Below are 23334 nucleotides of genomic sequence, written 5' to 3'. Positions count from 1 at the left end.
CGTGAGCAAGAGGACTGGAAGGAATTTGTTCCCGGATGGTTGTAACCTGAGGTGGTCGAAATCGACCTGCATGCCCTCGCCCCGCCAGAGGAGGCCAGGTTCAAAAAAGGGACGCGCTGCCTGTGATGAGGAGCGCGTCCCTTTTCCCTGGGCCGATACGGATTAAAAATTGGCGACCAGAGAAGCCGCCAGGATGGTATCCGTATGTTTGGTGCCTCCCGTCGTTTCATTGTCGTACTTGATGACATAGCTGGTTTTGATGGAAAACACGCTGTTGAGCGCGGCGGTGAAGGCCGTTTCGGAGTTGAGCAGGTAATTGCTCATCTGTTCCAGGTCGAGAAGGGCCTCTGCGGATTGAGTGAACTTGGTGCGGTCGTTGAAATGGTATTCGTACTGACCGAACAGGCGCCCCCCCCACGTATTGATCGTCGGAACTGTTTGTGAACTTCTCGGTGGTGTAGGTCAGGCCCGATTCGCCGACCAGGAAGTGCTTGGCGCCGGTCAGGAATTTGTAGCCACAACCGGCACCGACGACAGTTCGTGAGTCGATGTCGGCAAAGCTGTCTTTAAGCCAACTGGCATTGGCGTAGTAGTAAAGCCGTTCGGTGTAGGCGTAATCGCCCCGGAGTTCAGTAAAATACGATTCGGCATTGCGCTCGCCATCACTCTTGCCATTGAGAATTTCCACCCGCCACAGACCCGCGATCTGGTCAGTGAATTGGTAGGATACCCGGTTTTTGGCTGACAGGGTGGTGACTTCTGTGTTGCCGCTGGTATCAACGTAGGCCAGTTCTGCCTGATCCTTCCAGGTGCCGGGTGCATCGCCGGCCCAAACCGGTGCGGCGAGACAGACAAAGAGAAGGGAGCAGAGAAAACGGGGTAGTTGGTTCATGGAGTCCTCCTGCCAGGGTTGAAGATTATTAACTCAACTTTCGCAGGACAAAAAAATACGTAACAATATGAAATAATTAAACAAAAGCATCATCTCTTGCTGTAAAATAGGTAGTCGCCAAACAACCTAGACACATACAAGGAGATGATGCTTTGAGCCCGATTGTAGCAGAAACTGTTTCATGTCAGAACCAAATTTCGTCGTTCTTTGATAATCAGCGCATCGCACTCTTACTGAAGCAAAGCAACATCGTCAAACAGTGCGGGATCGCCCCGGTTGTGGTCATGCGGATGATCTTCAGCCTGGTCTTCACCGGCAAGAACCTCTTCCGCTATCTGCTGGCCGAATCCTCAGGAGCGGAGATCGGCAAGGATTCCGTGTACCGCTTTCTGAATTCTTCAAACGCCAACTGGCGGAAGTTTCTCCACCTGCTCTGCGCGACGGTGCTCAGCAAAACGATCCTGCCGCTGACGGCCGAAGAGACACCCAAGGTTTTCATCGTCGACGACTCACTCTACGACCGCAATCGGAGCAAGAAAGTCGAACTTCTGGCGCGTGTCCATGACCATAACGACAAGCGCTACTATCGCGGCTTCCGCCTGCTGACCCTGGGCTGGTCGGACGGTTCCAGCTATCTGCCGGTCTCGTTCAGTCTGCTCAGTTCCGCCAAGCAGAAAAACCGCCTGGCTCCCATGGCCGCAGTCGATAAGCGGACTAACGGATTCAAGCGTCGGGCCGAAAGTCTGCGCAAGGCTCCGGAGGTGCTCAAGGATCTGGTGCAGCAGGCCCGAGAGAGCGGCATCCGGGCCGATTATCTGCTGTTCGACAGCTGGTTCGCCTTTCCTGCGACGATCATCGGCCTGCTCGAACAGAAGCAGCAGGTCATCTGCATGCTCAAGGAGGCGAAGACCAGATACGGCTATAAAGGTTTCGATCTCACCCTCAAAGAATTGTACAAGAGTGTCCGCAAGCGGTGTGGCCGAGCAAAGATTCTGGCCTCGGTCCAGGTAGAGCTGGGGACGGATTCCCGCAACCGGGCTATTATGGCTAAGATCGTCTTTGTCCGCGCCCGCAACACCAAGAAGTGGCTGGCGCTGCTATCGACCGATGTCGATCTTGCCGATGAAGAGATCGTCAAGCTCTACAAGCGCCGCTGGGACATCGAAGTTTTTTTCAAGATCTCAAAGAGCTATCTGAAATTGGCCAAAGAATTTCAGAGCCGCAGTTACGATGCGCTGGTAGCCCATACAACGATTGTCTTCGCCCGCTACATCATGCTGGAACTCGCCAGGCGCTCGGCAAAGGATCCGAGAACGTTGGGGACTCTGTTTCATGCCGGCTGCGACGAGCTGCGGCAAGCCAGTTTCGCCGAGGCCGTGACTTTGCTGCTGAATTCATTCCGCCAGATGCTCAAGAAGTTCGCCGACGAAATCGCAGCACCGGTTGCCGCCGCCTTGGAGGAGTTCATGGCGCAGATTCCGGCGATAATTCGACGGCCGATGCTACTTCCGGCCTGTATTTTCTGAAAGATCCACGTGTTTTCGCTCTGTTGCAGTGTTTTGATCGGTGCGAAAGTTGAGTTATTAATAAAACGGGGTCCTGTTTAACCTTTTGCCCTGTCCTTGTCAAGCTGTGTCCTTGCGATGCGTCGCCGCCATAAGCAGGGTTTAAGCTGGCTTGACTAGGAAGGAGTTGACCTGTTTTTGCCGTTATGGTACTTTGATATCGAAATATTTAAAATCGAAACAATGATGGGACGCACCATGATGTCCAGGCTAAAAGAATCGCAAAAACAGGCCCTGGCAGTCTACGTCAAGCTGATGCGGGCGACCAACACGACGACGGCCCATATCCACCGCCACCTGCACCACGCCGGTCTGACCCACAGCCAGTTTGCCGTGCTGGAAGCGCTCCGTCATCTCGGGTCGCTCTGCCAGGGGGAGCTGAGCCAGAAGGTGCTCAAGAGCAACGCCAACCTCACCGCGGTCGTCGATGCGCTGGAGGCCAGGAAACTGGTGAACCGGGATCGCAGCGGCAGCGACCGGCGCAAGGTCAAGGTCGAGCTGACCGACGCCGGGAGGAGCCTGATCGAAGATCTCTTCCCGCGCCACGCTGAAGTGGTCGATGCGGAGTTCTCGGTCCTCACCGCCAAAGAACAGGACGAACTCGGGCGCCTGTTGAAGAAACTGGGGCGCAGGGCGTAAATTTTTTTACGGGATTATTTCGATATCGAAACAATCCAAGCCCAAGGAAAGGGAGAGCAACCATGATCACCATCCGTAAGTCGAACGAGCGTGGCAGTCACCAGGAGAGCTGGCTGGATACGAAATATTCCTTCTCCTTTCATAACTACCATGACCCCGAGCACATGGGCTTTCGCGCCCTGCGGGTCATCAACCAGGACCGGGTGGCAGCGGGACGCGGCTTTGGACTGCACCCGCACCAGGACATGGAAATATTCACTCTGGTCCTGAGCGGGGCGCTGGAGCACCGCGACAACCTCGGCAACCGCGAAGTGATCGGCCCCTATCAGCTGCAGAAGATCACCGCCGGCACCGGGGTGCGCCACAGCGAGGTCAACCCCTCGAACAGCGAGGAGGTCCACCTGCTGCAGATCTGGATCCTGCCTGACCGCGAAGGGCTCGAGCCCGGCTATGTCATGAAGGATTTTTCCGGCGCGGCGCAAAACGCCCTGACGCCCCTTCTCAACCCTGAGGGCAGCAACGGCGCGGCCCGCCTCCACCAGGATGCTTCAGTTTTCCTCGGTCGGCTTGACGCCGGGACGACTCTGGACTATGCACTGAAGAGCGGGCGGCACGCCTGGGTACAGGTGATCTTGGGGAGGGGTGAAGTCAACGGGACGAAGCTGAACGAAGGGGATGGCGCGGCACTCAGTAACGAGTCGCAGCTGCGGCTGGCAGCCGAGAACGACGCCGAACTGCTTCTCTTCGATCTGAGCTAATCGGCAAGCAGGTGACGGCCGACCCAGTAGCGGGCGAACTGCAACGCGGTTCGCCCGCAGCGCTTGGTCTTCTCGTGGGACCAGGCGATAGCGGCGCGCTCCAGTTCGGCATTCCAGGAAATGGAAGTGTTGTGCCGTGCCGCCAGCTGTTCGATGCACTGGGCGACCACGGTAAGGTAGTGGTCCTGGGAAAAGGCGTGGAAGGCGACCCAGAGGCCGAAGCGGTCGGAGAGGGAGATCTTCTCTTCGACCCCTTCGCCGTGATGAACCTCGTTGTTGACCATTTTTGCGCCGAGGTTGTCGGTTGGATACTCGGGGAGCAGGTAGCGCCGGTTGCTGGTGACGTAGATCAGGGTATTGGCGGGGGCGGCGTAGACCGAGCCGTCGAGGGCGCTCTTCAGCATCTTGTAGCTCTTCTCTCCGGGTTCGAAGGAAAGGTCGTCGCAGAAGAGGAGGAAACGGTAGGGGAGGCTGCGGATCTGGTGAAAGATGTCGGGCAGGCTTGGCAGGTCATCCTTGTCGACCTGGATGATGCGCAGCCCCTGCGGAGCGTAGGCGTTGAGGATGGCCCTTACCAGCGACGATTTGCCGGTGCCGCGGCTCCCCCAAAGGAGGATGTTGTTGGCTGGCAGCCCCTGCAGGAACTGGCGGGTGTTGGCGCAGACGATCGCCTTCTGCTTGTCGATGCCGAGGAGCTCGTCGAGCCGGATCGGGTCGAGCTCGCCGGCCGGCTCCAGGGTGCCGGCCAGGGAGTGACGGCGCCAGCTCGCCGCCCAGGTGGCCTGCCAGTCGAGGGCCGGTAGCGCCGCCGGCAGGATCTGTTCCACTGCGGCGAGGACCCGGCGCAGCTGGTCGGTCAGTTCGGGGTCGAGGGGCATGGTTGAGCCTCCGCAAGAAATAAAGCCCTCCCGCTGCGCGGGAGGGCTTTACCATACCGTTTTCGTCCCGGGGGAGGCAAGGGCGAATCTTACTTGGCGGTTCCCGCCAAGTACTCGACAGCGGCCTTCAGCTCGGCCATCGAGCAGCCGTTGCACATTCCCATCGGCGGCATGGCGCCGATCCCCTTTTTGGCATTTTCGAGCATGTGGTCCATGCCTTTCTCGAGGTGGGCCTTCCAGGCCGCCTGGTCGCCGAACTTGGGGGCGCCGGCGACGCCGCTGTCGTGGCACATGGCGCACTTGGCAGTATAGACCTCCTTACCGGTGCGGGCGGCGAAGGCGGAGGTGACGGCGAGGGCAAAGAGGAGGACGAAGAGGAGCGCGAGACTCTTTTTCATGGGGGTTTCCTTTCCGGAAGATGGGTTGGTCAGGGCCTGGCCGGTTTCTGCCGAAGGCAAAAGGCGGTACCTGATATCTTAGCGGTTGGCGACGGTTTGGCAAGGAACGAGGTCAAAGAGCGTTCTCAAGGATTGCCCCGCTCCCCCTCGCCAGTGTACTCTGCAGCCATGTTGCAGCGAACCTTCTGTCATCTGCCAGGCATCAGCCCGGGCCTGGAGCAGCAGCTCTGGGCCGCGGGCTTGCATTGCTGGGCCGACCTGGCCGCCGCCGCGCCGATCCCGGGTCTGCGTCGCCAGGCCGCCGTTGCCCTCGAAGAGTCCTGCTCGCGGTTCGGCGCCGGCGATGCCGGCTACTTCGGCCGCTTGCTGCCGGCGCGGGAGCAGTGGCGGCTACTGCCGGAATACCCGGAAGCCACCGCCTACCTCGACATTGAGACCACCGGGCTGGCCCGCGGTGTCGATGTTGTAACCACCATCGCCCTCTGGGATGGCAAAAAAGTGCGCACCTTCGTTCAGGGGGAGAACCTCGATGACTTCCCGGCCGCCGTCGCGCCCTACAAGCTGCTCGTCACCTACAACGGCAAGTGCTTCGATCTCCCCTTCCTCGAGGCTTCCTTCGGCATGCGCTTCGACCAGGCCCATCTCGACCTGCGCTACGTTCTGCACAGCCTCGGCCTGCGTGGCGGACTGAAAGGGTGCGAGCGCCAGCTCGGCATCGGCCGTAACGAGTTGGCCGGGATCGACGGCTATTTTGCTGTTCTGCTCTGGCAGGAGTACTGTCGCAGCGGCGACCACCAGGCACGGGAGACGCTCCTCGCCTACAACGTTGCCGATACCGTCAACCTGGCCACCCTCGCCGTCCATGCCTATAACCGCAAGCTGGCAGCGACCCCCTTCGCCGGCAGCGCCCGGCTGCCGCTGCCGGCGTTGCCGCCCCTCCCCCACCGGGTGGCGGAAGGGACGGTTCTCGCTCTGCGGCGCCGGCTCTGCGGCTGGTGAACTATTCCCGCACGTAGGTATCGATATCGGTCTCGTGGACCATCCCCATGGTGTGGGCATATTCCGACTCGATCACCGCATAGTGGCGGCGGGCGTCCTCGGCGACCTCAAGGAAGACGCCGCGGGCGGTCGGGTCGATGATGCGCGCGGCAGTGAGGCGAAAGGTTTTCTCCAGGTCGGCCTCTTCGCGCAGCGCCAGTTCCCGGGCCCGACGTTCGTGGATATCCTTGTCGAGGGCGCGGTCGAGTTCGACCAGCATCACCGAGTCGGGATGGGGCGGGGCAGCCAGAAAATCCCTGAGATCGCCGAGATCACCCCGGCGGTAATGGGAAAAAAATTTGCCGATATTCTCCTCGACCTCACTGGCGAGGCGGACGAAGACCTTGCGACCGGCCGGGTTTTCCGTGATCTCGGCCGCCTTGCGGTAGAAGTCACGCAGGTTTTTCTTGGCGTGGATGGCCTCCCAGAGCGCTTCCTGCAGGGTATATTCCTGTGGCATCGTCACCTCCCCGAAAAAGAGAACCCAAACCCTTTCCTCAAGCCCCTCGCCGAAAGTATGGCGGAAAAGTGTTCGCTGTCAAAGGGGGTAAAATGAATAACTATTAACATTAAAATTTCTCAACTATATGGAATTTAACGAAAAAATGGTGGAACTTGCAAAGCTGCTGTGGCAAAATCTCTCCAGCATTTATCCTTCCGATTGGCTGGGCCCCGACGGGGCTAAAACCAGAGGTGGAGAATCCCATGCTGCAGAGAATCAAACAGGCGGTTCGCCGCGACAACAAGTCGATCCTGCTCGCCGCCCTCTTCAGCGGCGGCCTTTTTGTCGGCAAGATCCCGGCGGTCGTCGCCGCCCCGAATCTGATCGCCCGGCAGAGTTTCCTTACCCTGCTCCTCTTCTGCGGTCTGTTCGCCACCTTCCGCCTCTTCTCGACGGCGGTCGCCAGCCACGTGAATCTGGAGATGACCGATGGCGAGGAGAGCAATCGCCAGTTGGTGCGGCTCTTCGTTATCTACAAGGAAGTGGTCAAGGTGGTGGTCGGTGTCAGTCTCTCTCTCGGCTGGCTCGCCGGACTCCTCTTTATCTCCGAACACTTCCGCGAGATGTTCCTGCTGGTGCCGGTCCTGCTCGGCGGCGGTCTCACTGCCCTCCTCTCGGCGCTCGCCTACGGCTTCACCAGCTTCGTCGATCACATCCACTACCCGCACTGAACCGTAATACCCATGCTGACTCCTGACCGGCAGCCAAAAACGGCTGCCGGTTTTTTATTCCGGCTATCCCGTCTGGCACCAAGTGACTGCGGGAGGGAGGCAACGCGAAGAGTATTCGCCGGTTTCGCACCTTGAAATGCCGACACTTGCCGACGTAGGATCAACCCATGGATGCCTTAAGGCCGATCATCGAGGACTATCGCCGGCTGCTGGCCGAGGTGGATGGCTGGTTTGCCGGTTGCCAGCAGGCGGTTCCCGGGCAGATTGCCTGCCGGGTCGGCTGCAGCGGATGCTGCCGCGGCCTCTTCGATATCACCCTGCTTGATGCCTTCCTGCTCAAGGAGGCCTTCGACCGGTTGCCCGTGAACCTGCGCCAGCCCGCCCTGACGGCGGCGCAGCGGCGCCTGGTCGAATTGCAACAGCAGTGGCCGGGACTGAATGCCCCCTATCTGCTCAACGGCCTGCCGGACGCCGAGTGGACCGAGATGCCGGAAGGGGACGAAACCCCCTGCCCGCTCCTCGGCGTCGATGGCCGTTGCCTGGTTTACGCCGCCCGGCCGCTGACCTGCCGCCTGCACGGCCTGCCCAACATCGACCTCTCCGGCGAGTCCTTTGCTGACAGCTGTTGTACCCTCAACTACGTCAACGCCGATCCCGTAGCTGATCCTCGATTGCGCTGGTCCTTCCGCGCCGCCTTCGGCCGCGAGATCGAGCTCTTCCGTCGCTTCGCCCGGCAGTTGACCGGTCGTGACTGGGTCGAACTCGACACCTTCATCCCCACCACTCTGCTCATCGATTTCGGCGCGATCGATTGGCGCCAGGTGGAACCGGAAGACCCGCGTTAGCCGGCAAGAGAAGGCAAGACGCAAAAAGGGCCTGCAGTCGCAGGCCCTTTTTGCGTTTCAACGGGAACGGCTGAAATTCAGACGATCTCGACCAGTTCCACCTCGAAGACCAGGTCTTCTCCCGCCAGTGGGTGGTTGGCGTCGAGAGTTACTGATTCGGGGGTGACCGCGGTGACGGTGACGGCAAAGTCCCCCTCGTCGTCGTCGGTCACTTCCAGCACATCGCCGACGGCGGGGTCGAGTTCTTCTGGCAGGTCGGAGCGGGGCACCACTATCACCAGCTCCTCGTCGCGCGGACCGTAGCCGAGGTCGCAGGGGATGTTGACGCTCTTCTTCTCGCCGGCCTGCATGCCGACCAGCGCCTGCTCGAGCCCGGGGATGACCTCCTCATCGCCGATGACGAATTCGAGGGGACCGCTGTCGCAGCCGCACCCTTCGTCCTCGCAAGTGTCTTCGGAACTGTCAACGATGGAGCCGTCGCTGAGACGACCGACGTAGTTGATGCGTACCCGGTCGCCCTGTTTTGCCTGTTTCATGATCGTTATCCTTTCCGAAATCAGATCCTGTCAATGGCCGGACTATACCATTTTCTCGCCGCAACGGGGGGAGAAATTGCCCTGCCGGCAAAATTGCCCCGGCGACGGGATCTTCCTTCCGACCCGCATGAACCGGCCTATGTTGGATTCAAATTCATTCGGCGGCACTTAATGATATTCATCCGTCTTTGCTGGAGTCCCCGCTGCTGGAGATCCCCAGGAGCGCCAGAGAAATCCTGATTATCGCCGCCGGTATTCCATCGCGAATTCGAGGAGCAGGCCGATGGGGAAGGCGAAGAGCAGGGTCAGCAGCGAGCGGGCGAGGGAAAAGCGCCAGCCGAGAAATTCCATCTCCAGGGGGAGCATCGGAATCTTGACCGCCCAGGCGGCGAGGACGATACCGAGAACGGCCCAGCGCGCCCCCTGTTCGCGCACCGTCTTCAATAGCGGGAAGATGACGTAGGATGGCCCGATCAGCAGGGTGCCGAAGAGGGCGGCGAGCAACAGGGCGCGGATTCCTCCCTCGCGGCCGAGAAGGCGGGCAACCCGTTCGCGATCGAGCCAGACCTGGATCAGACCGGCGAGGCCGAAAACGGCGACGATGATCATCGCTACCGAGGCAAAGAGAGCGGCGCTGACCCGGAGCGCCTGCCAGGTGCGCGCGGGATCGACGGTGAGGGCCCAGAGGTAGAGAATGCCAACCGTCATCGGCAGCCAGGGAATGCGGCGTTTGGGTGCCTCCGGCTTCACAGCAGCGCTCCGATCAGCAGGCCGATCGCCAGGGAGGCGGCAAAGCAGAGCGAGTTGCGGACCAGGGCGAAGCGGGGGCCGAAGACTGTCGCCTCAAAGGGAAGGGTGACGATGCCGACCAGCAGCCAGGAGACGATAAAGGCGGCCACCGCCGGCGCCCAGGCCCCGGCCTGGAGCAGCGAGCCGGCGAGGGGAAAGGCGGCGGCCGGCGGGCCGATGGCGATGGCGCCGAGGAGCCCGCCACTGAGGAGCGCGGTGCCGCCCGAGGCGGCGCCGAGCCACTGTTCGATCAACTCCCGGGGGAGGAAGACCTGGAACAGGCCGACCAGACCGAAGACGGCGATCAATAGCGGTACCAGGCTACGCAGCGAGCGACCGGCGGCCTGCAGGCTGCGCAGGGTCTTGTCCCGGTCCCGGCGCAGGGCGAAAAGGTAGGCGCCGCCGATCAGGAGCAGGTAGATGTAGCCGACAGGGTTCATGCGTCATCCTGCACCGGGTCGTACACCCCGGTGCCGGTCATTCGAGGGTTTTGAGGAAGTTGAAGGGGCTGGTTCCGGCCAGGTCGTGCCCCTTGCGCAGGGCATCGAGAACCTGGCGACCGCGGGGCGAAAAGGGGCCGAGGTGGCTGAGGTCGACGATCAGTCGATTGCATTCCAGCGCCTGCAGCGCCGGCAGCTGGCCGAGCAGGGAAAAGTCGGTCTCGGAACTGAGGACCGTGATGCCGGAGCGCTGTTCGACCCGGTAGTGCTCGCCGCGATCGGAAACCACCGGGCTGTCGCCGCGCACCCCCTTGATCGGAATGCGCGAGGTGATCAAGGGGACCGGTGCATAGACCGTTAATGCCAGCTCGAGACCGGTCTCGCGACGGCAAATCTCGGCCAGGTTCTCCTGGTCGTCTTCCAGGTAGAGGGTCGCTTCACAGGCCCCGAGTTCGCGCCAGGCGAGGAGCGCCTGACTGTTGAGGGCGAAGAGCCGGTAGCTCGTCATCAGGCGCAGGTCGCTGTATCCGGCAAAAAGCTCGAAATGGCTGAGGTTGTTGAGACGGAAATCATGGAATCCACGCTGCACCAGGCGCTGTACCGCGTCGCGATAGGAGGGCCACTGGGCATCGAGGATGATCAGTGGCAGATCCCAGACCACCTTGGAGGCCTGCCCGGTCAGGCGGCGGCCGCTGCGGTCGAGTTCCTGCAAGGCGGACGGGGTGAGGGGGATCAGGACCCGGTCGACATCGGGGTCGCCGAGGAGCTGGCCGTCCCGCGGCCCGGAGATGACCACGTCGAGATGGCGCTGGCGGGCGGCCCGCGCCGGGCCGGCCGGCAACAGCCCGGCCAGCGCCGCCTGCCGGGCCGCCTGGCGCAGTACCTGACGCTCCCTGGCGAGGCGCGCGGCGAGCTCTTCATAGAAGTCGCGCCGAATCTCTTTGAGACGGCTCGGCGGGATGACGACGGGCGGTAGCGGGCCGGTGGTGAATCCGTCCAGGCTGAACGGTGCCCCGGCGGTGCGGGTGAAGACCGCTTCGAGAGTGGCAGCGTCGAGGGGGCGATCAAGGGCGGGAAAACTCTCCACCGGGTAGTCGCGCTGCAGGGCAAACCCCGCGCAGTGGGCGCGGATGGCGAGGGTCTGCGGTGTGGGCATGGTGACCGCGAGGGTGACCGGCCGGGTTACCGCCGGGGCCTGTTCGAGGCGCCGCTTGCAGGCCGCTTCGCTAAGGGTGAAGGCCTGCTCGGAGGAGACCTTGAAGACCGTGTCGCCGACCTTGAAGATGTCGCGAAAGGGGGAGGGGACCGTGACCAGGCTCCCCGCGGCGGCGACCATCGCCGGGCGTTTGCCGAGGAGGAGCTCCTTGATGGTAAAAGCGCTGCCGGCGCGGTCGCTCTTCGGTTGTACCCGCAGACGATCGCCGACATGCAGGCGGTCGCGACTCTTGAAGGTCAGGCTGCTCCCCCGCACCTGGGAGACTTCGCCGAGGAAACGACCAGTGGCGCCGGTGAGCGCGGGGGTGGCGATGTCGGTCGGGAGCGTGCCGGGGAGAAAGCCCTTGGTCGGGGCGCGGCCGAAGGAGAGTTTGAGCAGCTCCTTGCCGGCGCGGATCGCCTCCTTGCGCTGGGCCGGGGCGGCGTCAAGGACCTTGCGGTAGGCGCCGACGACGCTGGCGACATACTCGGCGCTCTTCATTCGCCCCTCGATCTTGAAGCTGATGACGCCGGCGCTCGCCAGTTCCGGCAGCAGGTCGATGGCGGAGAGGTCGTTGGTCGAGAAGTAGTAGCCGTCCTGGTTGCGGTAGCGGTAGCGGCGCCGGCAGGGCTGGGCGCAGCGTCCACGGTTGCCGCTCTTGCCGCCGAGAAAGGAGGAAAAGTAGCACTGCCCCGAAAACGAGAAACAGAGCGCGCCATGGATGAAATGCTCCAGCTCCATCGTCGTCTGGCTGCGGATGGCGGCAATTTCCGCCAGGGAGAGCTCGCGGGCGAGGACGGCGCGGGAAAACCCCAACTTTTCCAGCATCCGCACCCCGGCGGCGTTGTGCACCGTCAACTGGGTCGAACTGTGCAGTTCCAACCCGGGGAAGTGCTGCCGCGCCAGGCGCCAGACCGCGAGATCCTGGAGGATCACCGCGTCGATGCCGATCGATTCGAGGGCCGCCAGGGTATCGACCAGCTGGGGCAGTTCGCGCTCCTTGACCAGGGTGTTGAGGGTCACGTAAATCTTGCGTCCCTGGCCGCGGGCGTAGCCGAGCATGCGTTCGAGTTCGTTTAAGGTGACATTCTTCGCCTTGGCACGGGCGGAGAACTCTTTCAGGCCGGTGTAGACGGCATCGGCGCCGGCTTCCATGGCAGCAAAGAAGGCTTCGAGACTGCCGGCGGGCGCCAGGAGTTCGGGTTTGGGCGGGGTCATTGGCAGGTTCGCGTCTGGCAAGGGGAACAAGGGTGACAGCCGCAGCTGTCAGGTTGGGTCAGACATAGCACGGGGCGCCGCAACGGCGCAATGCCAAACCGGCCTTCATCCTGAAGGTGTACCGGAAGGCGCTTAGCCGAGCAGGCCGCGGTCGACAAAACTGACATAACCGCCGCTGCCGATAATGATGTGGTCGAGGACCCTCACCCCCATCAGCGTGCCGGCCTCCTGCAATCGCGTGGTGATCTCGAGATCCTCGCGACTTGGTGTCGGGTCGCCGGAGGGATGGTTGTGAACGAAGAGGACGGCAGCAGCCGACTCCCGCACCACCGGCACAAAGACCTCGCGGGGGTGGACGATGCTCGCCGTCAGGCTCCCCTCGGAGATCTGGACTTCGCGCAGCACCCGGTTCTTGCTATCGAGGAGCAGGGCGAGAAAGACCTCTTTTTTGCGATCGCGCAGGCGTTCGTGATAGTGGCGGAAAACCTCTTCCGAACAGGTGAAGCGATCTCCCGGGGCGAGGGGGGCGCCGGCAAAACGACGGGCCAGCTCAAAAACGGCCACCAGCTCGGCCGCCTTGGCCGGCCCGATTCCCCGGGTCGCACAGAGTTCGACCGGAGTTGCCGAACCGAGCGCTCGCAGGGAGCCGAAACGGGTGAGCAGCTGGCGCGCCTGGTCGACCGCACTCTGGCCCGAAGCGGCATCGCCGGTACGCAGCACCAGACCGAGCAGTTCCGCGTCGGAGAGCCCTTCGGCGCCGCGCGCGAGCAGCTTTTCCCGCGGCCGCTCGGCCTGCGGCCAGTCCTTGATTCTCCGCATTCCCCCCTCCCGGATGAATATTGCGAATTGTCGGCAGCGCAGAGGGGACCGGCCTTGGCCGGTCCCCTCTGCGCTGCCCTTGCCACCGGCGCGCTTATTTCTTGAGCGGGTCACCCCAGAAGGTGCCGAGGACCGACTTGTCCCGCTCGCTGAGAACGGCGCCGCGTTCAATCATCTGCTCTTCGATCCGCTCCAGGTTCTCCCGATTGCGGATCGCCTTGTCAACCCGCTCCCGGGTATGGCAGATGCTGCACTTGCTGTCGATGATCTGCTGGAACTCGTCCATCCCCCGCAGGCGATGGGCGCCGAGGTTTTCGACCGCCCCGGTGGAGCCCCAGCAGAGTGCCGGGCTCATGAAAAGGACGGTAAACAGTAATAAAATCCGCTGCATCTTGGGCTACTCCCGGACGTAGGTGTCGATATCGGTCTCGTGCACCATCCCCATCAGGCGCGCATACTCGGACTCGATAATTTCGTAGTGATCGTGGGTCTCCTGCGCCATCCGCTCGAACACGGTGCGCACCGAAGGGTCGATGATGCGCGAGGCGGTCAGGCGCAGGTTTTTTTCCAGGTCCTGCTCTTCGCGCAGGGCGATCTCCATCGCCTTGCGTTCGCCGACCTGGTCATCGATTGCCTTGGCCAGTTCGTGCAGCATGACCGAGTCGGGTTGCGGCGGACGTGCCATGAATTCATCGAAGCTGCCAAGATCCTGCCCCTGGTAAAGATGAAAGAAATGCCCGGCGTGTTCCCGCTCTTCCTTGGAAAGGAGCTCGAAAACCTTCTTGCCGCGGGGGTTGCTGGTGATGGCCGCTGCCCGCTTGTAGAAGTCCATGACATTCTTTTCTGTCTGAATGGCCAGTTTGATTGCTTCCTGCATGTTGAATTCCTGGGGCATGATGAGCTCTCCTTCGCAATTTTGCATGCTGCCGCTGATGGTTTCAGAGGTGCAGTCCAAGTGCCAAAAGTATGACTGAGGGTGTCAGCTATGTCAAATTGGTAATTGCACGATTGAACGGGAGGGAACCCAGCAGCGGCCCCGGTTTTGCGTTATGCTTAAAGTGCAGGGAAGGCAGGAGACTGCAGGAAGCTGGGAAAGGTGATTATGAAGGTGGCTATAGCCTTGATCGGGAGGGGGTGCGTCGGTTTTTGGCTGATGGTGCTCTGCGCCGGCCCTGGCTGGGGAGGGGACCAGCCGCCGATCGTGAACCTGGAAACGATGGCTGTGCAGCAGCAGCTCACGGCAGCCGGTGGCCCGAACGACCTTGTGGCCGCTACCCCCTGGCATCCGCAGCTGCAGGACTTCTACCAGCGGCGTGGCTACCAGCCGGCATGGCTCGCTGCCGGACAGCCCGGGCGGATGATTGATGAGCTGCGCGAAGTGCTGAACAATGCCGCTGCGGATGGTCTCTGCCCGGAGGATTATCACCTCGACCAGATCGAATCCCTGCTCGCCTTACCCGCGCCCCCGGCCGGCCTGGAGGCGATGACGCGATCGATTCATGCCCGCCTTGACCTGTTGCTGAGTGATGCTTTCCTGCTCTATGCAACGGATCTGGTCGAAGGCCGCGTTGATCCCAACCTGGCCTTTGACGACTGGCATGTACGGTCACGCCGCGTCAATCCGTCCCGGCTGCTGGAGTTTGCCCTGCAACAGGGCCGGGTCAAATCGGTGCTGACCGAGCTGCTCCCCCCCCAGCCTGCCTACTTTGACCTGCGCCGGGTGTTGGCTGACTACCGGAGCCAGTGGCTGGCCGGGGATTGGCCCGTAGTTCCGGGCGGCCCGACCCTGCGTCCGGGGATGGAGGATCCGCGGTTGCCGCTGCTCCGTCAGCGCCTGCAGGCTGGCGGCGATCTCGCCGTCGGGGCCGGCAGCGATGCTTTTTATGATCCGGAGATGGTCGCGGCAGTAAAGCGTTTTCAGTCCCGCCATGGTCTGGGCGCCGACGGCGTGCTCGGAGAGCGGACCCGCGCCGAACTCAACGTGCCGCTTACCACCCGCATCCGCCAGCTCGAACTCAACCTGGAGCGTTGGCGCTGGCTCCCGCATAGCCTGGGCACAAACCACATTCTGGTCAATATCGCTGATTTCCGGTTGACCGTTGTCGAAGACGATCTGCCAGTTCTCAGCATGCCGGTGGTGGTCGGCACCGCCTATCGAAAAACCCCGGTCTTTTCCGGCCGGCTCAGCTATCTCGAACTCTCGCCCTACTGGTACGTTCCCCCCACCATCCTGCGCGAGGACCTTCTCCCCAAGGTCAAGGGAAACCCCGGCCTGCTCACCGCGCGGCATTTTGAAATTGTCGGCTGGGATGGGGTGACGATCATCGATCCGGCCACCATCGACTGGCGACAGGTCAAGGCGGAGAATTTCCCCGGCATGCTGCGCCAGCGACCGGGACCCTGGAACCCGCTGGGCCGGGTCAAGTTCATGTTTCCCAACCCCTACGCCGTCTATCTGCACGATACCGCCGACCCGGGGTTGTTCGGGCGCGAGATCCGTTCCTTCAGCTCCGGCTGCATCCGCATTCAACGGCCATTTGCCCTGGTGAGCTATCTGTTGCGAGGAGACCCGGCAGGGGCCGGCCTCAACCTGAGTCCGGGAGCGCTTCCTGCAGTGCCGCTCCGGGTCGATCTGGCCAACCCTCTCCCGGTTCATATTCTTTACTGGACGGCCTGGGTCGACGGGGAAGGCCGGATCAATTTTCGCGACGATATTTACCGGCGGGATTTCGATCTCAATCTGGCTCTGGAGTCCGCGCGCAGGGCGACCGGGGCCCTGCTGGTAGCGACCCCCGAAGCAGGCGTTGGTCGTGGCGGATGAACGGCCACCCGATCCGTCCCGCAGTGACTGCAGATGAAAAGGCTGCGCCGGTTGGCGCAGCCTTTTGTGCGAGAGGGCGGGATGAATTGGCCGGCAACCTACCAGGAACGGACGCGGCCGGTGTCGATGTGAACGAAGTCGGAATCGGGGTAGTAGCCGACGCCGCCGCGGTGAAGTGATATCGCGGCCTTGCGCAGGGTCTTGAGTTCGACCCCGGGGAGGCGCACGTCGGCGGCCTTCCCCTGCATGTGCAGGCTGTGGCGGGCGACGCCGCTACTGGTGGCCCGCAGCATGGCGTTGGTGGCGGGAGAACGGTAACCGGAGATGACGTGGAAGGGGTCGGTAGCGCCAAGCTTGCGCCGCAGAGCGAAAAAGAGATCGTAAAGTTGCGGCTCGATGCTGGTGACCTCGCCGGTGCGATAATCGCGCAACAGGAAGTTGATTTCGGCGAGTGTTTCGGGGATGAACTCCCCTTCCGCCCAGTAGACGGCCCTGGTGAGGGATTCTCCGGTGTGGATGTTGTAAAGGGAGACGGCCTTCTCCGGGACCAGCGGGGCGGCAAGGCTGGCCAGGGTCCGGCCCGGCAGCAACAGACCGGCAGTCGCCAGAAGCCCGGCCTTGAGCAGGGTGCGACGGCTGATGCCCGGTTCGGGGCATGGCTGGAAGGAGGAAGGGTTCATGCCTTCAAACGGCTCCCTGAGCTGGAATTGCGACTTTGATGGTACAGAGGAGGTCAGCGATCAAGCGATTAAGGGATGAAAAGCAAGAGCTGTACCAGAAAATAGGCTCTAAATCAAGCCATTATCCGTTCAAATCAGGTGGACTGCCGCGAATCCGCCACCGGCGGTGCGCAGATTTGTCACCTGCCCCTGGTAGAGACGCGCGGCGACGCCCAGGACCTGGCTGCGGTAAACATAGAGACGGTAATCGGTCTTCAGGGCGATGCCGCTACCGATTTCCGTCAGCGACGGCGGCACCAGTTGCTGGACCAGGGTCTCCGCGGGCGGCAATTCGTCGAAGCGGGTCCGGCTGATCTTGCGGCCGAGCAGCACACCGCGGCTGCCGAAGCGGGAGACCGGTTTGAAGACCAGTTCTTCCCGCTGCTGCCAGGCCTGGGCCGGATCGATGGCGGCGAGCAGGCGGCTCTGCGGGATCATGGCCAGCAACCGGTCCCGAGCGACGGCGGGGAGTGCAAGGTCGGCGAGAGCATCCCGATCCGACCAGAGGATCATGCGCCGTTTGTCGGCGAGCAGCCCATAGATGAAGGGGTTGGGGGTGAGGCAGACCTTGCCGGCCAGGTAAGCGTCGCGCAGTCCGCTCATGGCCGGGCTCTCCAGGTAGAAGTCGCAATGGCGGTTGTAGATCAGGTCGATGGGGCGGCCGGCACTAAAGACACCTTCGGTCCCGGCTACAAGACCGGCGGGATCGGTGATCAGCGCGGGAATCCCCCATTCCGTCTCGAACAGGCGGGCGAAGGACTGCATCTCGGTATAGAGAAACTGGTCGAGGGGGTTTTCGTCGATAATGGCAATCCCCCGCGGGCGTTCCCGCCGGCCGCCGCTGAAGGCCGAAATTTCGGCAGCGAAAGATGCCAGCAGCTGGCGCTTCAAGCGCGGTGGCAGGGTTGCCGTCGCCAGGGGAGTGGCGGGAGCGTGGGCAAGATAGGCCAGAAGACCGCCGCCCGCGTTGGTATTGACCTCGATCAGGCGCGGCCCGGCGGGGGAGAGGAGGAAATCATACCCCATCATCACCGCGTCGTGCCCGGGGTTGAAGCGCGCAGTCTCGGGGAGCTGGGGGAGCACCTGCTGGCGGTAGGCGGGCTGGCGGCTCAGCTGGTCGAGGGTCCGCACCAGCCGGATCATGGCGGCGAGATCCGGTCGTGGCAGCAGGGCAGGGGTTGGGCTAATCGCGTCCCGGTAGTCGGGCATGAGGCTCCTGTCGGCAAGGGGGATGCGCTGCCCATCTTGCCACAGGGACGGGGGCGTTGCCAAGGGGCGGCCAACAGGGGCGGACTGGAAGAGACGCAGCGCTAGATGGTGTAGCCGATGCGGAAAGCACCCCAGTGGCGTCCCGCGACTGTCACCGGCGCCGAGATGTCCCACATCTTCTCCCCGGTATCGCGATGATAGGTTTGAATCAGGATCTCGCCGTTGTTGCGGGCGGCAGCCAGGCCGACCGGGTCGTTAAAGAGCCGTTTGGTCCGGTTGTGAAGGCGGTCCTGCTGGAGGTCGCCGGTCAATGGCTGGGTATAGCGGCTGTTGTGGGTCGGGATATAGCCGTTGCGGTCGGCAAGGACCGCAAAGACGACCTGGGGATCGGCGAGGAAGCTATCCTCCTGGGCACGAATGTTCGCGTCAAGGAACCGGTCGTAACAGGTGTGGTATTTCTGCGGGTTGGTGTCGGGAATCGGCCGATAGTTTTCGTCAAAAAGCTCCTCGGGCGAAAAGAGACCGCGGCGCAGGGCGTCCTCGAGGACAGTCTCCATCATCCGTGCTCCGTTGGCCGCCTTGACCTTCCCCTTCTCTTGCAGACCGGCTTCAAGAGTGTTGCGCAGCTGCTCGGCGAGGGCGGTGAGGTCGCTGATTGCCAGGGACATCTCGTCGGCGCTGGCTGCAACCTGGGTCGCCACATCCCGTACCTCGGTGATGGTCTCGGCCATCTGGTCGCTGGCCGTGGTCTGCTGCTGGGTGGAGAGCTTGATCTCCCGGGCGGCACCAGTGGTCTCCTTGACCATGGCGAGAATCTTTGCCAGTTTTTCGGCAATGCGGGTCACCAGGCGACTCGCCTCATCGACGCTCGTGCTTCCGGCATGGCTCAGCCGGGTCGTCTCCCGGGTGGCCTGCTGGCTGGCCGTGACCAGCGCCTTGATCTGCCCCGTGGCGACGACGGTACGCTGGGCGAGGCGCTTGACTTCGTTGGCGACGATGGTGAAACGCTTGCCGGCTTCGCCGGCTCCGGCCGCCTCGATGGCGGCGTTGAGGGCGAGCAGGTTGGTCTGGTCGGAGATGTCGTCGATCAGATTGACAATGCCGCCGATTTTCTCCGAGTTCTCGGTCAGCTCGAGCATCGCCTCGGCGATCGATTGCACCTGTTCCTTGAGCTCGCGCATGCCGGCGACAGCACTCTCGACCGCTACCATCCCTTCATCGCCGGCCTGCCCCGATTGCACGGCAAACTCTTCGACCCGCAACGCGCTGTCCGCCACCTGACGGGCGGTGGTGGCGATTTCGGCGGCGGTCGTCGTCGCCTCCTGAACGGCAGAGGCCTGCTGGTTGGAGCCGGCCGCCTGCTGCGCGGAAATCGCCATCAGCTGGTTGGCGCTGGAGGAGAGCTGCTGGATCGTTTCCTTGACACCGACCACCAGGTGTCCGCTCTTTTCGACCTCCATTTCCAGGTCCTTGAAGATCACCTGGGTCATGCGGTTGAAGGCCTGGCCGAGCTGGCCGATCTCGTCCCGGGTTTCGATGACGATCTGCTGATCGAGCTGGCCGTTGGCGAGACGCTCGGCGACTTCGGTAAGACGCTTCAGTGGCCGCACAAAATAGGTCAGCACGAACCAGAGGGAAAAAAAGATTATGGCCTGGATTACCCCGACCGCCAGCAGCAGGGTGTTGCGCAGTTGGGTGACCTCCTGCTCCATCCGGGCGATGGAGAAGCCAACGCGAAACGCGCCCCAGTGTTGCCCCTGGACCGTGACCGGGGCGGCGAAGTCCCAGACCAGTTCGCCGGTGTCGCGGTGGTATTCCTGGCGCAACACCTGGTCGCCGTCAGCACCCTGGTAGCGGGCAGCGGCCAGCCCAACCGGATCGGCGAAGATCTGCTTGGTGCGGTTGCCGGCCCGGTCCTGCTCCGGGTCGCCGGTCAGGGCCCGGGAATAGCGGGAGTTGTGAGTGGGAAGGTAGCCGTTGCGATCGACCAGTACCGCAAAGAGAACCGACTCATCCTGTTCGAGGACGGTATCTTCCAGGGGCTGGATGCGTTCGTCGAGGAAGCTGTCGTAGGCGGTGTGGAACTTGGGCAGGGCGCTGCTGGCGAGGGGACCGCTGGTGATCGGCCGGTAGTCGGTGTCGAAAAGTTGTTCGGCGCTGAAGGTGCCGTCGCGCAGGGCCTGTTCCAGCACCACCGACATGCTGCGGGCGCCAAGCACGGTCATCGCCCTGGCGCGCAGGGTCATCTGCTGGCGCAGGGCCTCGCTGCGGTTGGTCACCAGCAAAAAGGTGGCGACCGCCATGATCAGGGAGAGGATGATGAACAGGGCGGTCGCGATCTTGAGCCCGACCAGGCTGGAAATCCAGCGGAATATGCGGTTCATCATTTGCCTCCCGAAGCTGGCGCGTCCCGCTGGCGCCCCGATGAAGGAGGCCTGCTGGTTCCGGAACCGAGCATGTTTTATTCACCAATATAGCGTTTTATTTGAATCACAAAAAGAAAAAAAATGCCCCGGCGATCAAGCCGGGGCAAGAACAGGGAGAGAGGGTGCTACTTCCGCTCGTGAAGGGTCTCCGCGAGCAGTTCGATGGTGTGGACGGCCCGGATCGGGGTGCCGCGCTTGTCGAGGCCACCACGGATCTGCAGCAGGCAGCCGGGGCAATCCATGGCGACGCAGGTGGCGCCGCTCTTTTCGATGTCGGCAAGCTTGTCTTCGAGGATGCGCCGGGCGATATCGGGATGGCTGGAGAAGGAGTAGGAGCCGCCAAAGCCGCAGCAGCGGTCGGCGTGGGCCATTTCCACCAGCTCGCGGCCGGAATCGGTCAGCAGCTGGCGCGGTTCCTTCCAGACACCGGCGCCCCGTTTGAGGTGGCAGGAGTCATGGTAGGTGACCTTTTCAGGGTCGGCGAGACCGCCGAGGGGAGGCCCGGCATCGAGCTTCTCGACGATGAAGCGGGAGACATCCATGGTGATGGCGGCGAGCCGCTCCGCCTTTTCCGCCCAGACCGGGTTGTCCCGGAGGTGGTCGACAAAATCGCGCTGCAGTGCCATGGTGCAGGTCGGGCAGGTGGTCAGGACGAAGTCGGGATCGTCTTCGAGCATGGCGGCGACATTCTGCCGCGCCAGTTCCACCGCGGTCTCCTTGTCCCCCGAATAGAGCGCCGGCACTCCGCAGCAGTTCTGCTTCTCCGGGAAGCTGACGGTAACGCCGAGACGGTTGAGGACGGTCACCAGGTCGCCGCCGAGTTCCGGGTAGACAAAATCATTGAGGCAGCCGGCGAAGAAGGCGACCCGGTAGCGAGGCTTGGCGACCTCCTGCGGAATCCTGGCCCAGAGGTCGCGCAACGGTTTGTCCGCCACTGCCGGCAAACTGCGCCACTCGGTCAGGCCGGAGAAGAAGAGGGGGAGGTGGCGGATGGTGCGCTCGCCGCGGGTGACCGGTTTTTGCAGCAGGCTGGCGGCGCGCAGCAGTGAGTGGAAGAGCCTGCGGTTGCGCAGCACGTTTTTGAAGACGATCGATTTGCCGGCGCCGATCCCCTCTTCCTCGCCGAGGGTCTCCCGCAGGTGGAGGATGATCCCTTCCAGGTCGATGTCGGCCGGACAGACGGCGACACAAGCGCGGCAGCCGATGCAGGCGCGCACCAGTTCGGCCGCATTGTCGAGGCCATGGAAGAAGGCGGTGAGGATGATGCCGATGGCGCTGATGTAAATGTGGCCGAAGACGTGGCCGCCGACGGTCTGGTAGACCGGGCAGACATTTGCGCAGGCGCCGCATTTGATGCAGCGCAGCGCGTCCCGGCAGTGGGGCGATTCGGCCAGAGCGCTGCGACCGTTGTCGAGCAGGACGATGTGCAGCTCCTTGTCGGTTTCGCCGCAGGGGACGGCGCCACGGATCCAGGTGATATAGGAGGTCAGCAGCTGGCCGGTGGCGTTTTTGGGCAGCACCCGGATGACGGTGGCCGCGTCCTCGAGGGTCGGCACCAGCTTTTCGATGCCGACCAGGGCGACGTGGATCTTGGGCAGGGTGGTGGCGAGCCTGGCGTTCCCCTCGTTGGTGACCAGAGCGATGCCGCCGGTCTCGGCGATCGCCACGTTGGCTCCGGAGATCCCCATGTCGGCGTCGAGGTAGCCCTGGCGCAGCTGTTTGCGGGCGACCTGGACCAGGTGCTCGATGTCGTCGGACTCTTTTTCGCCGGTCACCTTGGAAAAGAGTTCGGCGACCTCGTCGCGAAACATGTGAATCGCCGGCATCACCATGTGGCTCGGCCGCTGGCCGGCGAGCTGAATGATCCATTCGCCGAGGTCGGTTTCGAGCGCCTTCACCCCGGTTTCAGCCAGGGCCCGGTTGAGGTGGGTCTCCTCGCTGGCCATGCTCTTGCTCTTGACCGCCAGGCTCACACCGCGCTGGCGGGCGAGGTCGGCAACGTAGGCATTCGCATCGGCGGCGGTCTTGGCGAGAAAGACGGTGGCGCCGGCCGCCTCGGCGTTGCGGGTGAACTCGTCGAGGTAATGCTGGTGATTGCTGCGCACCTCGTCCTTGATCCGGGCGATCTCCTTGCGCAGGGCTTCAAAATCGAGGCCGGCAAAAGCTTTCTCCCGGGAGATGACATAGGCATCGCCGAAGCGGTGCAGCGCGTCCTGCAGTTTCGGTGTCGCCAGGGCCGCGTCGATGCGGGCCTTGTATTGTCTGCTGCGAGCCTTACTCATGTATAGGTTCTCCTCATAGGTCCTACGGGTCCGATACGACCTATCCTCTTTTCTAAAGCTCAAGAACGTCGCTCGACAAACCCGGCACCAGCAGGATGTGCAATTCCCGCGGGCCGTGCACACCGATGGTCAGCACTCGCTCGATATCGGCGGTGCGGCTCGGGCCGGTGATGTAGGCCAGGTAGTTGCGGGGTTGACGTCGATGAAGCTCACGCAGATGCGGTACGGCTGCGAAATCATCCGCGATGATCTTGGCGGGGTCGAGGAGGACGAAATGACGCTCCGGCAGGGTGGTGGCCAGGCGTACTTCCTCCGCAGTGCTTTCCAGGACGACGGTGCCGGTGGCCGCCAGCGCGAAGTTGGCGCCGGTCACGCCGGCGGCAGCGGCCTCTGCCGCCGTGCGTCCGCTTCCCGCCAGTTCCAGGCCCAGTCCCCGCAGCCGACCGGCCAACTGCATCCGCTCACCGGAGGGGAAGTCCGGTACGACGATGGTTCCGGCGGCCTGGGCCGCGATGAACTCCAGGGCCGGGTCGATGGTGTCGAATGCCAGGACCCGGGCCCCGACCGCTTCGGCCGCCGCAGTGAACGTCTTGCTGAGATTCGCCTTCGCCATGGTCTGCCTCGCAATTTGATTTAATGGTCTTACCAATTTACCTTATTACAGCCTCCCCTCCCGGTGCAAGTCAAAAATCGT

At 62.7% G+C, this 23334-nt stretch carries 23 protein-coding genes and 1 pseudogene; 7 read left to right on the top strand and 17 right to left on the bottom strand.

From position 1 onward, the window contains the following. Window positions 1-162: 162 nt before the first annotated feature. Together ACYQ8E_RS11485 and ACYQ8E_RS11480 are read right to left on the bottom strand one after the other, a co-directional pair. Window positions 163-405 carry a DUF481 domain-containing protein gene (locus ACYQ8E_RS11485; protein WP_442856870.1) on the bottom strand — a complete coding sequence of 81 codons (243 nt, stop codon included), beginning with the start codon at window positions 403-405 and terminating at the stop codon, window positions 163-165. Between the two features lie 31 nt (window positions 406-436). Beyond that, a pseudogene (locus ACYQ8E_RS11480) lies at window positions 437-892 on the bottom strand (DUF481 domain-containing protein); the annotation flags it as partial. Between the two features lie 152 nt (window positions 893-1044). On the opposite strand from ACYQ8E_RS11480, the gene ACYQ8E_RS11475 reads away from it, so the two are divergent. The 3 genes from ACYQ8E_RS11475 to ACYQ8E_RS11465 all read left to right on the top strand — a co-directional run bounded on the left by ACYQ8E_RS11475 (window position 1045) and on the right by ACYQ8E_RS11465 (window position 3854). Next, window positions 1045-2418, top strand: a complete 1374-nt coding sequence (locus tag ACYQ8E_RS11475) for an IS4 family transposase (protein ID WP_066728011.1) — start codon at window positions 1045-1047, stop codon at window positions 2416-2418. 237 nt (window positions 2419-2655) lie between these two features. After that, window positions 2656-3096, top strand: coding sequence for a MarR family winged helix-turn-helix transcriptional regulator (locus ACYQ8E_RS11470; RefSeq protein WP_157471933.1), 441 nt, complete (start codon window positions 2656-2658; stop codon window positions 3094-3096). 62 nt (window positions 3097-3158) lie between these two features. Next, complete coding sequence (locus tag ACYQ8E_RS11465; protein ID WP_066729305.1) at window positions 3159-3854, top strand: pirin family protein; 696 nt, start codon at window positions 3159-3161, stop codon at window positions 3852-3854. On the opposite strand, the gene ACYQ8E_RS11460 is transcribed toward ACYQ8E_RS11465, so the two are convergent. Next, window positions 3851-4732 carry an ATP-binding protein gene (locus tag ACYQ8E_RS11460; protein WP_066729304.1) on the bottom strand — a complete coding sequence of 294 codons (882 nt, stop codon included), beginning with the start codon at window positions 4730-4732 and terminating at the stop codon, window positions 3851-3853. The genes ACYQ8E_RS11465 and ACYQ8E_RS11460 overlap by 4 nt on opposite strands. Before the next feature lie 89 nt (window positions 4733-4821). After that, window positions 4822-5130, bottom strand: a complete 309-nt coding sequence (locus ACYQ8E_RS11455) for a c-type cytochrome (RefSeq protein ID WP_066729303.1) — start codon at window positions 5128-5130, stop codon at window positions 4822-4824. A 168-nt stretch (window positions 5131-5298) separates the two neighbouring features. Between ACYQ8E_RS11455 and ACYQ8E_RS11450 the strand changes: the two genes are divergently transcribed. Further along, window positions 5299-6129 (top strand): ribonuclease H-like domain-containing protein, encoded by an 831-nt coding sequence (locus ACYQ8E_RS11450; protein WP_066729302.1) that lies wholly within the window; start codon window positions 5299-5301, stop codon window positions 6127-6129. A gap of 1 nt (window position 6130) precedes the next feature. Here the strand turns inward: ACYQ8E_RS11450 and ACYQ8E_RS11445 are convergent, their stop codons facing one another. Beyond that, window positions 6131-6628, bottom strand: coding sequence for a ferritin family protein (locus ACYQ8E_RS11445; protein WP_066729301.1), 498 nt, complete (start codon window positions 6626-6628; stop codon window positions 6131-6133). A 245-nt stretch (window positions 6629-6873) separates the two neighbouring features. Here ACYQ8E_RS11445 and ACYQ8E_RS11440 point away from each other — a divergent pair, with 245 nt between their 5' ends. Then, on the top strand, window positions 6874-7341 hold the full coding sequence (locus tag ACYQ8E_RS11440; RefSeq protein WP_066729300.1) for a hypothetical protein: 468 nt from the start codon (window positions 6874-6876) through the stop codon (window positions 7339-7341). A gap of 167 nt (window positions 7342-7508) precedes the next feature. Beyond that, entirely contained in the window at window positions 7509-8186 is a 678-nt protein-coding gene (locus ACYQ8E_RS11435; protein ID WP_066729298.1) for a YkgJ family cysteine cluster protein, read from the top strand. Window positions 8187-8263: 77 nt separating this feature from the next. On the opposite strand, the gene ACYQ8E_RS11430 is transcribed toward ACYQ8E_RS11435, so the two are convergent. The 7 genes from ACYQ8E_RS11430 to ACYQ8E_RS11400 form a co-directional block, all read right to left on the bottom strand. Then, window positions 8264-8722: an FKBP-type peptidyl-prolyl cis-trans isomerase gene (locus ACYQ8E_RS11430; protein WP_459861041.1), complete on the bottom strand. Its 459-nt coding sequence runs from the start codon at window positions 8720-8722 to the stop codon at window positions 8264-8266. 240 nt (window positions 8723-8962) lie between these two features. Continuing rightward, window positions 8963-9472 (bottom strand): permease, encoded by a 510-nt coding sequence (locus ACYQ8E_RS11425; protein WP_066729295.1) that lies wholly within the window; start codon window positions 9470-9472, stop codon window positions 8963-8965. After that, on the bottom strand, window positions 9469-9951 hold the full coding sequence (locus ACYQ8E_RS11420) for a hypothetical protein (RefSeq protein WP_066729294.1): 483 nt from the start codon (window positions 9949-9951) through the stop codon (window positions 9469-9471). The genes ACYQ8E_RS11425 and ACYQ8E_RS11420 overlap by 4 nt, the downstream gene beginning before the upstream one ends. A gap of 37 nt (window positions 9952-9988) precedes the next feature. Continuing rightward, window positions 9989-12364: a peptidase U32 family protein gene (locus tag ACYQ8E_RS11415; protein ID WP_066729293.1), complete on the bottom strand. Its 2376-nt coding sequence runs from the start codon at window positions 12362-12364 to the stop codon at window positions 9989-9991. Between the two features lie 132 nt (window positions 12365-12496). Then, entirely contained in the window at window positions 12497-13183 is a 687-nt protein-coding gene (radC, locus tag ACYQ8E_RS11410; RefSeq protein ID WP_066729288.1) for a RadC family protein, read from the bottom strand. A gap of 94 nt (window positions 13184-13277) precedes the next feature. After that, window positions 13278-13574 carry a hypothetical protein gene (locus ACYQ8E_RS11405; protein WP_066729286.1) on the bottom strand — a complete coding sequence of 99 codons (297 nt, stop codon included), beginning with the start codon at window positions 13572-13574 and terminating at the stop codon, window positions 13278-13280. A gap of 6 nt (window positions 13575-13580) precedes the next feature. Further along, window positions 13581-14078: a ferritin-like domain-containing protein gene (locus tag ACYQ8E_RS11400; RefSeq protein ID WP_066729284.1), complete on the bottom strand. Its 498-nt coding sequence runs from the start codon at window positions 14076-14078 to the stop codon at window positions 13581-13583. Window positions 14079-14291: 213 nt separating this feature from the next. Between ACYQ8E_RS11400 and ACYQ8E_RS11395 the strand changes: the two genes are divergently transcribed. Then, window positions 14292-16004 (top strand): L,D-transpeptidase family protein, encoded by a 1713-nt coding sequence (locus tag ACYQ8E_RS11395; protein ID WP_197463678.1) that lies wholly within the window; start codon window positions 14292-14294, stop codon window positions 16002-16004. Window positions 16005-16102: 98 nt separating this feature from the next. Here the strand turns inward: ACYQ8E_RS11395 and mepK are convergent, their stop codons facing one another. From mepK to ACYQ8E_RS11370, 5 genes are all read right to left on the bottom strand, one after another. After that, the gene (gene mepK / locus ACYQ8E_RS11390; RefSeq protein WP_066729281.1) at window positions 16103-16684 is read right to left on the bottom strand and encodes a peptidoglycan L,D-endopeptidase MepK; all 582 of its coding nucleotides are present in this window, start codon (window positions 16682-16684) and stop codon (window positions 16103-16105) included. 129 nt (window positions 16685-16813) lie between these two features. Then, window positions 16814-17932 (bottom strand): hypothetical protein, encoded by a 1119-nt coding sequence (locus ACYQ8E_RS11385; protein ID WP_459861040.1) that lies wholly within the window; start codon window positions 17930-17932, stop codon window positions 16814-16816. Window positions 17933-18033: 101 nt separating this feature from the next. Beyond that, window positions 18034-20316: a methyl-accepting chemotaxis protein gene (locus tag ACYQ8E_RS11380; protein WP_231875355.1), complete on the bottom strand. Its 2283-nt coding sequence runs from the start codon at window positions 20314-20316 to the stop codon at window positions 18034-18036. Window positions 20317-20483: 167 nt separating this feature from the next. After that, window positions 20484-22640 (bottom strand): L-lactate dehydrogenase (quinone) large subunit LdhH, encoded by a 2157-nt coding sequence (gene ldhH, locus ACYQ8E_RS11375; RefSeq protein ID WP_066729277.1) that lies wholly within the window; start codon window positions 22638-22640, stop codon window positions 20484-20486. Window positions 22641-22692: 52 nt separating this feature from the next. Continuing rightward, window positions 22693-23253 carry a lactate utilization protein gene (locus tag ACYQ8E_RS11370; protein ID WP_066729276.1) on the bottom strand — a complete coding sequence of 187 codons (561 nt, stop codon included), beginning with the start codon at window positions 23251-23253 and terminating at the stop codon, window positions 22693-22695. Window positions 23254-23334 lie beyond the last annotated feature (81 nt).

The organism is Desulfuromonas carbonis (assembly GCF_054658035.1).
This window is presented reverse-complemented; position numbering and strand designations above follow the sequence as displayed.

Bases quoted from the DNA above. Each gene is read 5' to 3' on its own strand.
- ACYQ8E_RS11470 (WP_157471933.1), top strand. From the start codon at position 2,656: ATGATGTCCAGGCTAAAAGAATCGCAAAAACAGGCCCTGGCAGTCTAC.
- ACYQ8E_RS11465 (WP_066729305.1), top strand. From the start codon at position 3,159: ATGATCACCATCCGTAAGTCGAACGAGCGTGGCAGTCACCAGGAGAGC.
- ACYQ8E_RS11460 (WP_066729304.1), bottom strand. From the start codon at position 4,732: ATGCCCCTCGACCCCGAACTGACCGACCAGCTGCGCCGGGTCCTCGCC.
- ACYQ8E_RS11455 (WP_066729303.1), bottom strand. From the start codon at position 5,130: ATGAAAAAGAGTCTCGCGCTCCTCTTCGTCCTCCTCTTTGCCCTCGCC.
- ACYQ8E_RS11450 (WP_066729302.1), top strand. From the start codon at position 5,299: ATGTTGCAGCGAACCTTCTGTCATCTGCCAGGCATCAGCCCGGGCCTG.
- ACYQ8E_RS11445 (WP_066729301.1), bottom strand. From the start codon at position 6,628: ATGCCACAGGAATATACCCTGCAGGAAGCGCTCTGGGAGGCCATCCAC.
- ACYQ8E_RS11440 (WP_066729300.1), top strand. From the start codon at position 6,874: ATGCTGCAGAGAATCAAACAGGCGGTTCGCCGCGACAACAAGTCGATC.
- ACYQ8E_RS11435 (WP_066729298.1), top strand. From the start codon at position 7,509: ATGGATGCCTTAAGGCCGATCATCGAGGACTATCGCCGGCTGCTGGCC.
- ACYQ8E_RS11430 (WP_459861041.1), bottom strand. From the start codon at position 8,722: ATGAAACAGGCAAAACAGGGCGACCGGGTACGCATCAACTACGTCGGT.
- ACYQ8E_RS11420 (WP_066729294.1), bottom strand. From the start codon at position 9,951: ATGAACCCTGTCGGCTACATCTACCTGCTCCTGATCGGCGGCGCCTAC.
- ACYQ8E_RS11415 (WP_066729293.1), bottom strand. From the start codon at position 12,364: ATGACCCCGCCCAAACCCGAACTCCTGGCGCCCGCCGGCAGTCTCGAA.
- radC (WP_066729288.1), bottom strand. From the start codon at position 13,183: ATGCGGAGAATCAAGGACTGGCCGCAGGCCGAGCGGCCGCGGGAAAAG.
- ACYQ8E_RS11405 (WP_066729286.1), bottom strand. From the start codon at position 13,574: ATGCAGCGGATTTTATTACTGTTTACCGTCCTTTTCATGAGCCCGGCA.
- ACYQ8E_RS11400 (WP_066729284.1), bottom strand. From the start codon at position 14,078: ATGCCCCAGGAATTCAACATGCAGGAAGCAATCAAACTGGCCATTCAG.
- mepK (WP_066729281.1), bottom strand. From the start codon at position 16,684: ATGAACCCTTCCTCCTTCCAGCCATGCCCCGAACCGGGCATCAGCCGT.
- ACYQ8E_RS11385 (WP_459861040.1), bottom strand. From the start codon at position 17,932: ATGCCCGACTACCGGGACGCGATTAGCCCAACCCCTGCCCTGCTGCCA.
- ACYQ8E_RS11380 (WP_231875355.1), bottom strand. From the start codon at position 20,316: ATGAACCGCATATTCCGCTGGATTTCCAGCCTGGTCGGGCTCAAGATC.
- ldhH (WP_066729277.1), bottom strand. From the start codon at position 22,640: ATGAGTAAGGCTCGCAGCAGACAATACAAGGCCCGCATCGACGCGGCC.
- ACYQ8E_RS11370 (WP_066729276.1), bottom strand. From the start codon at position 23,253: ATGGCGAAGGCGAATCTCAGCAAGACGTTCACTGCGGCGGCCGAAGCG.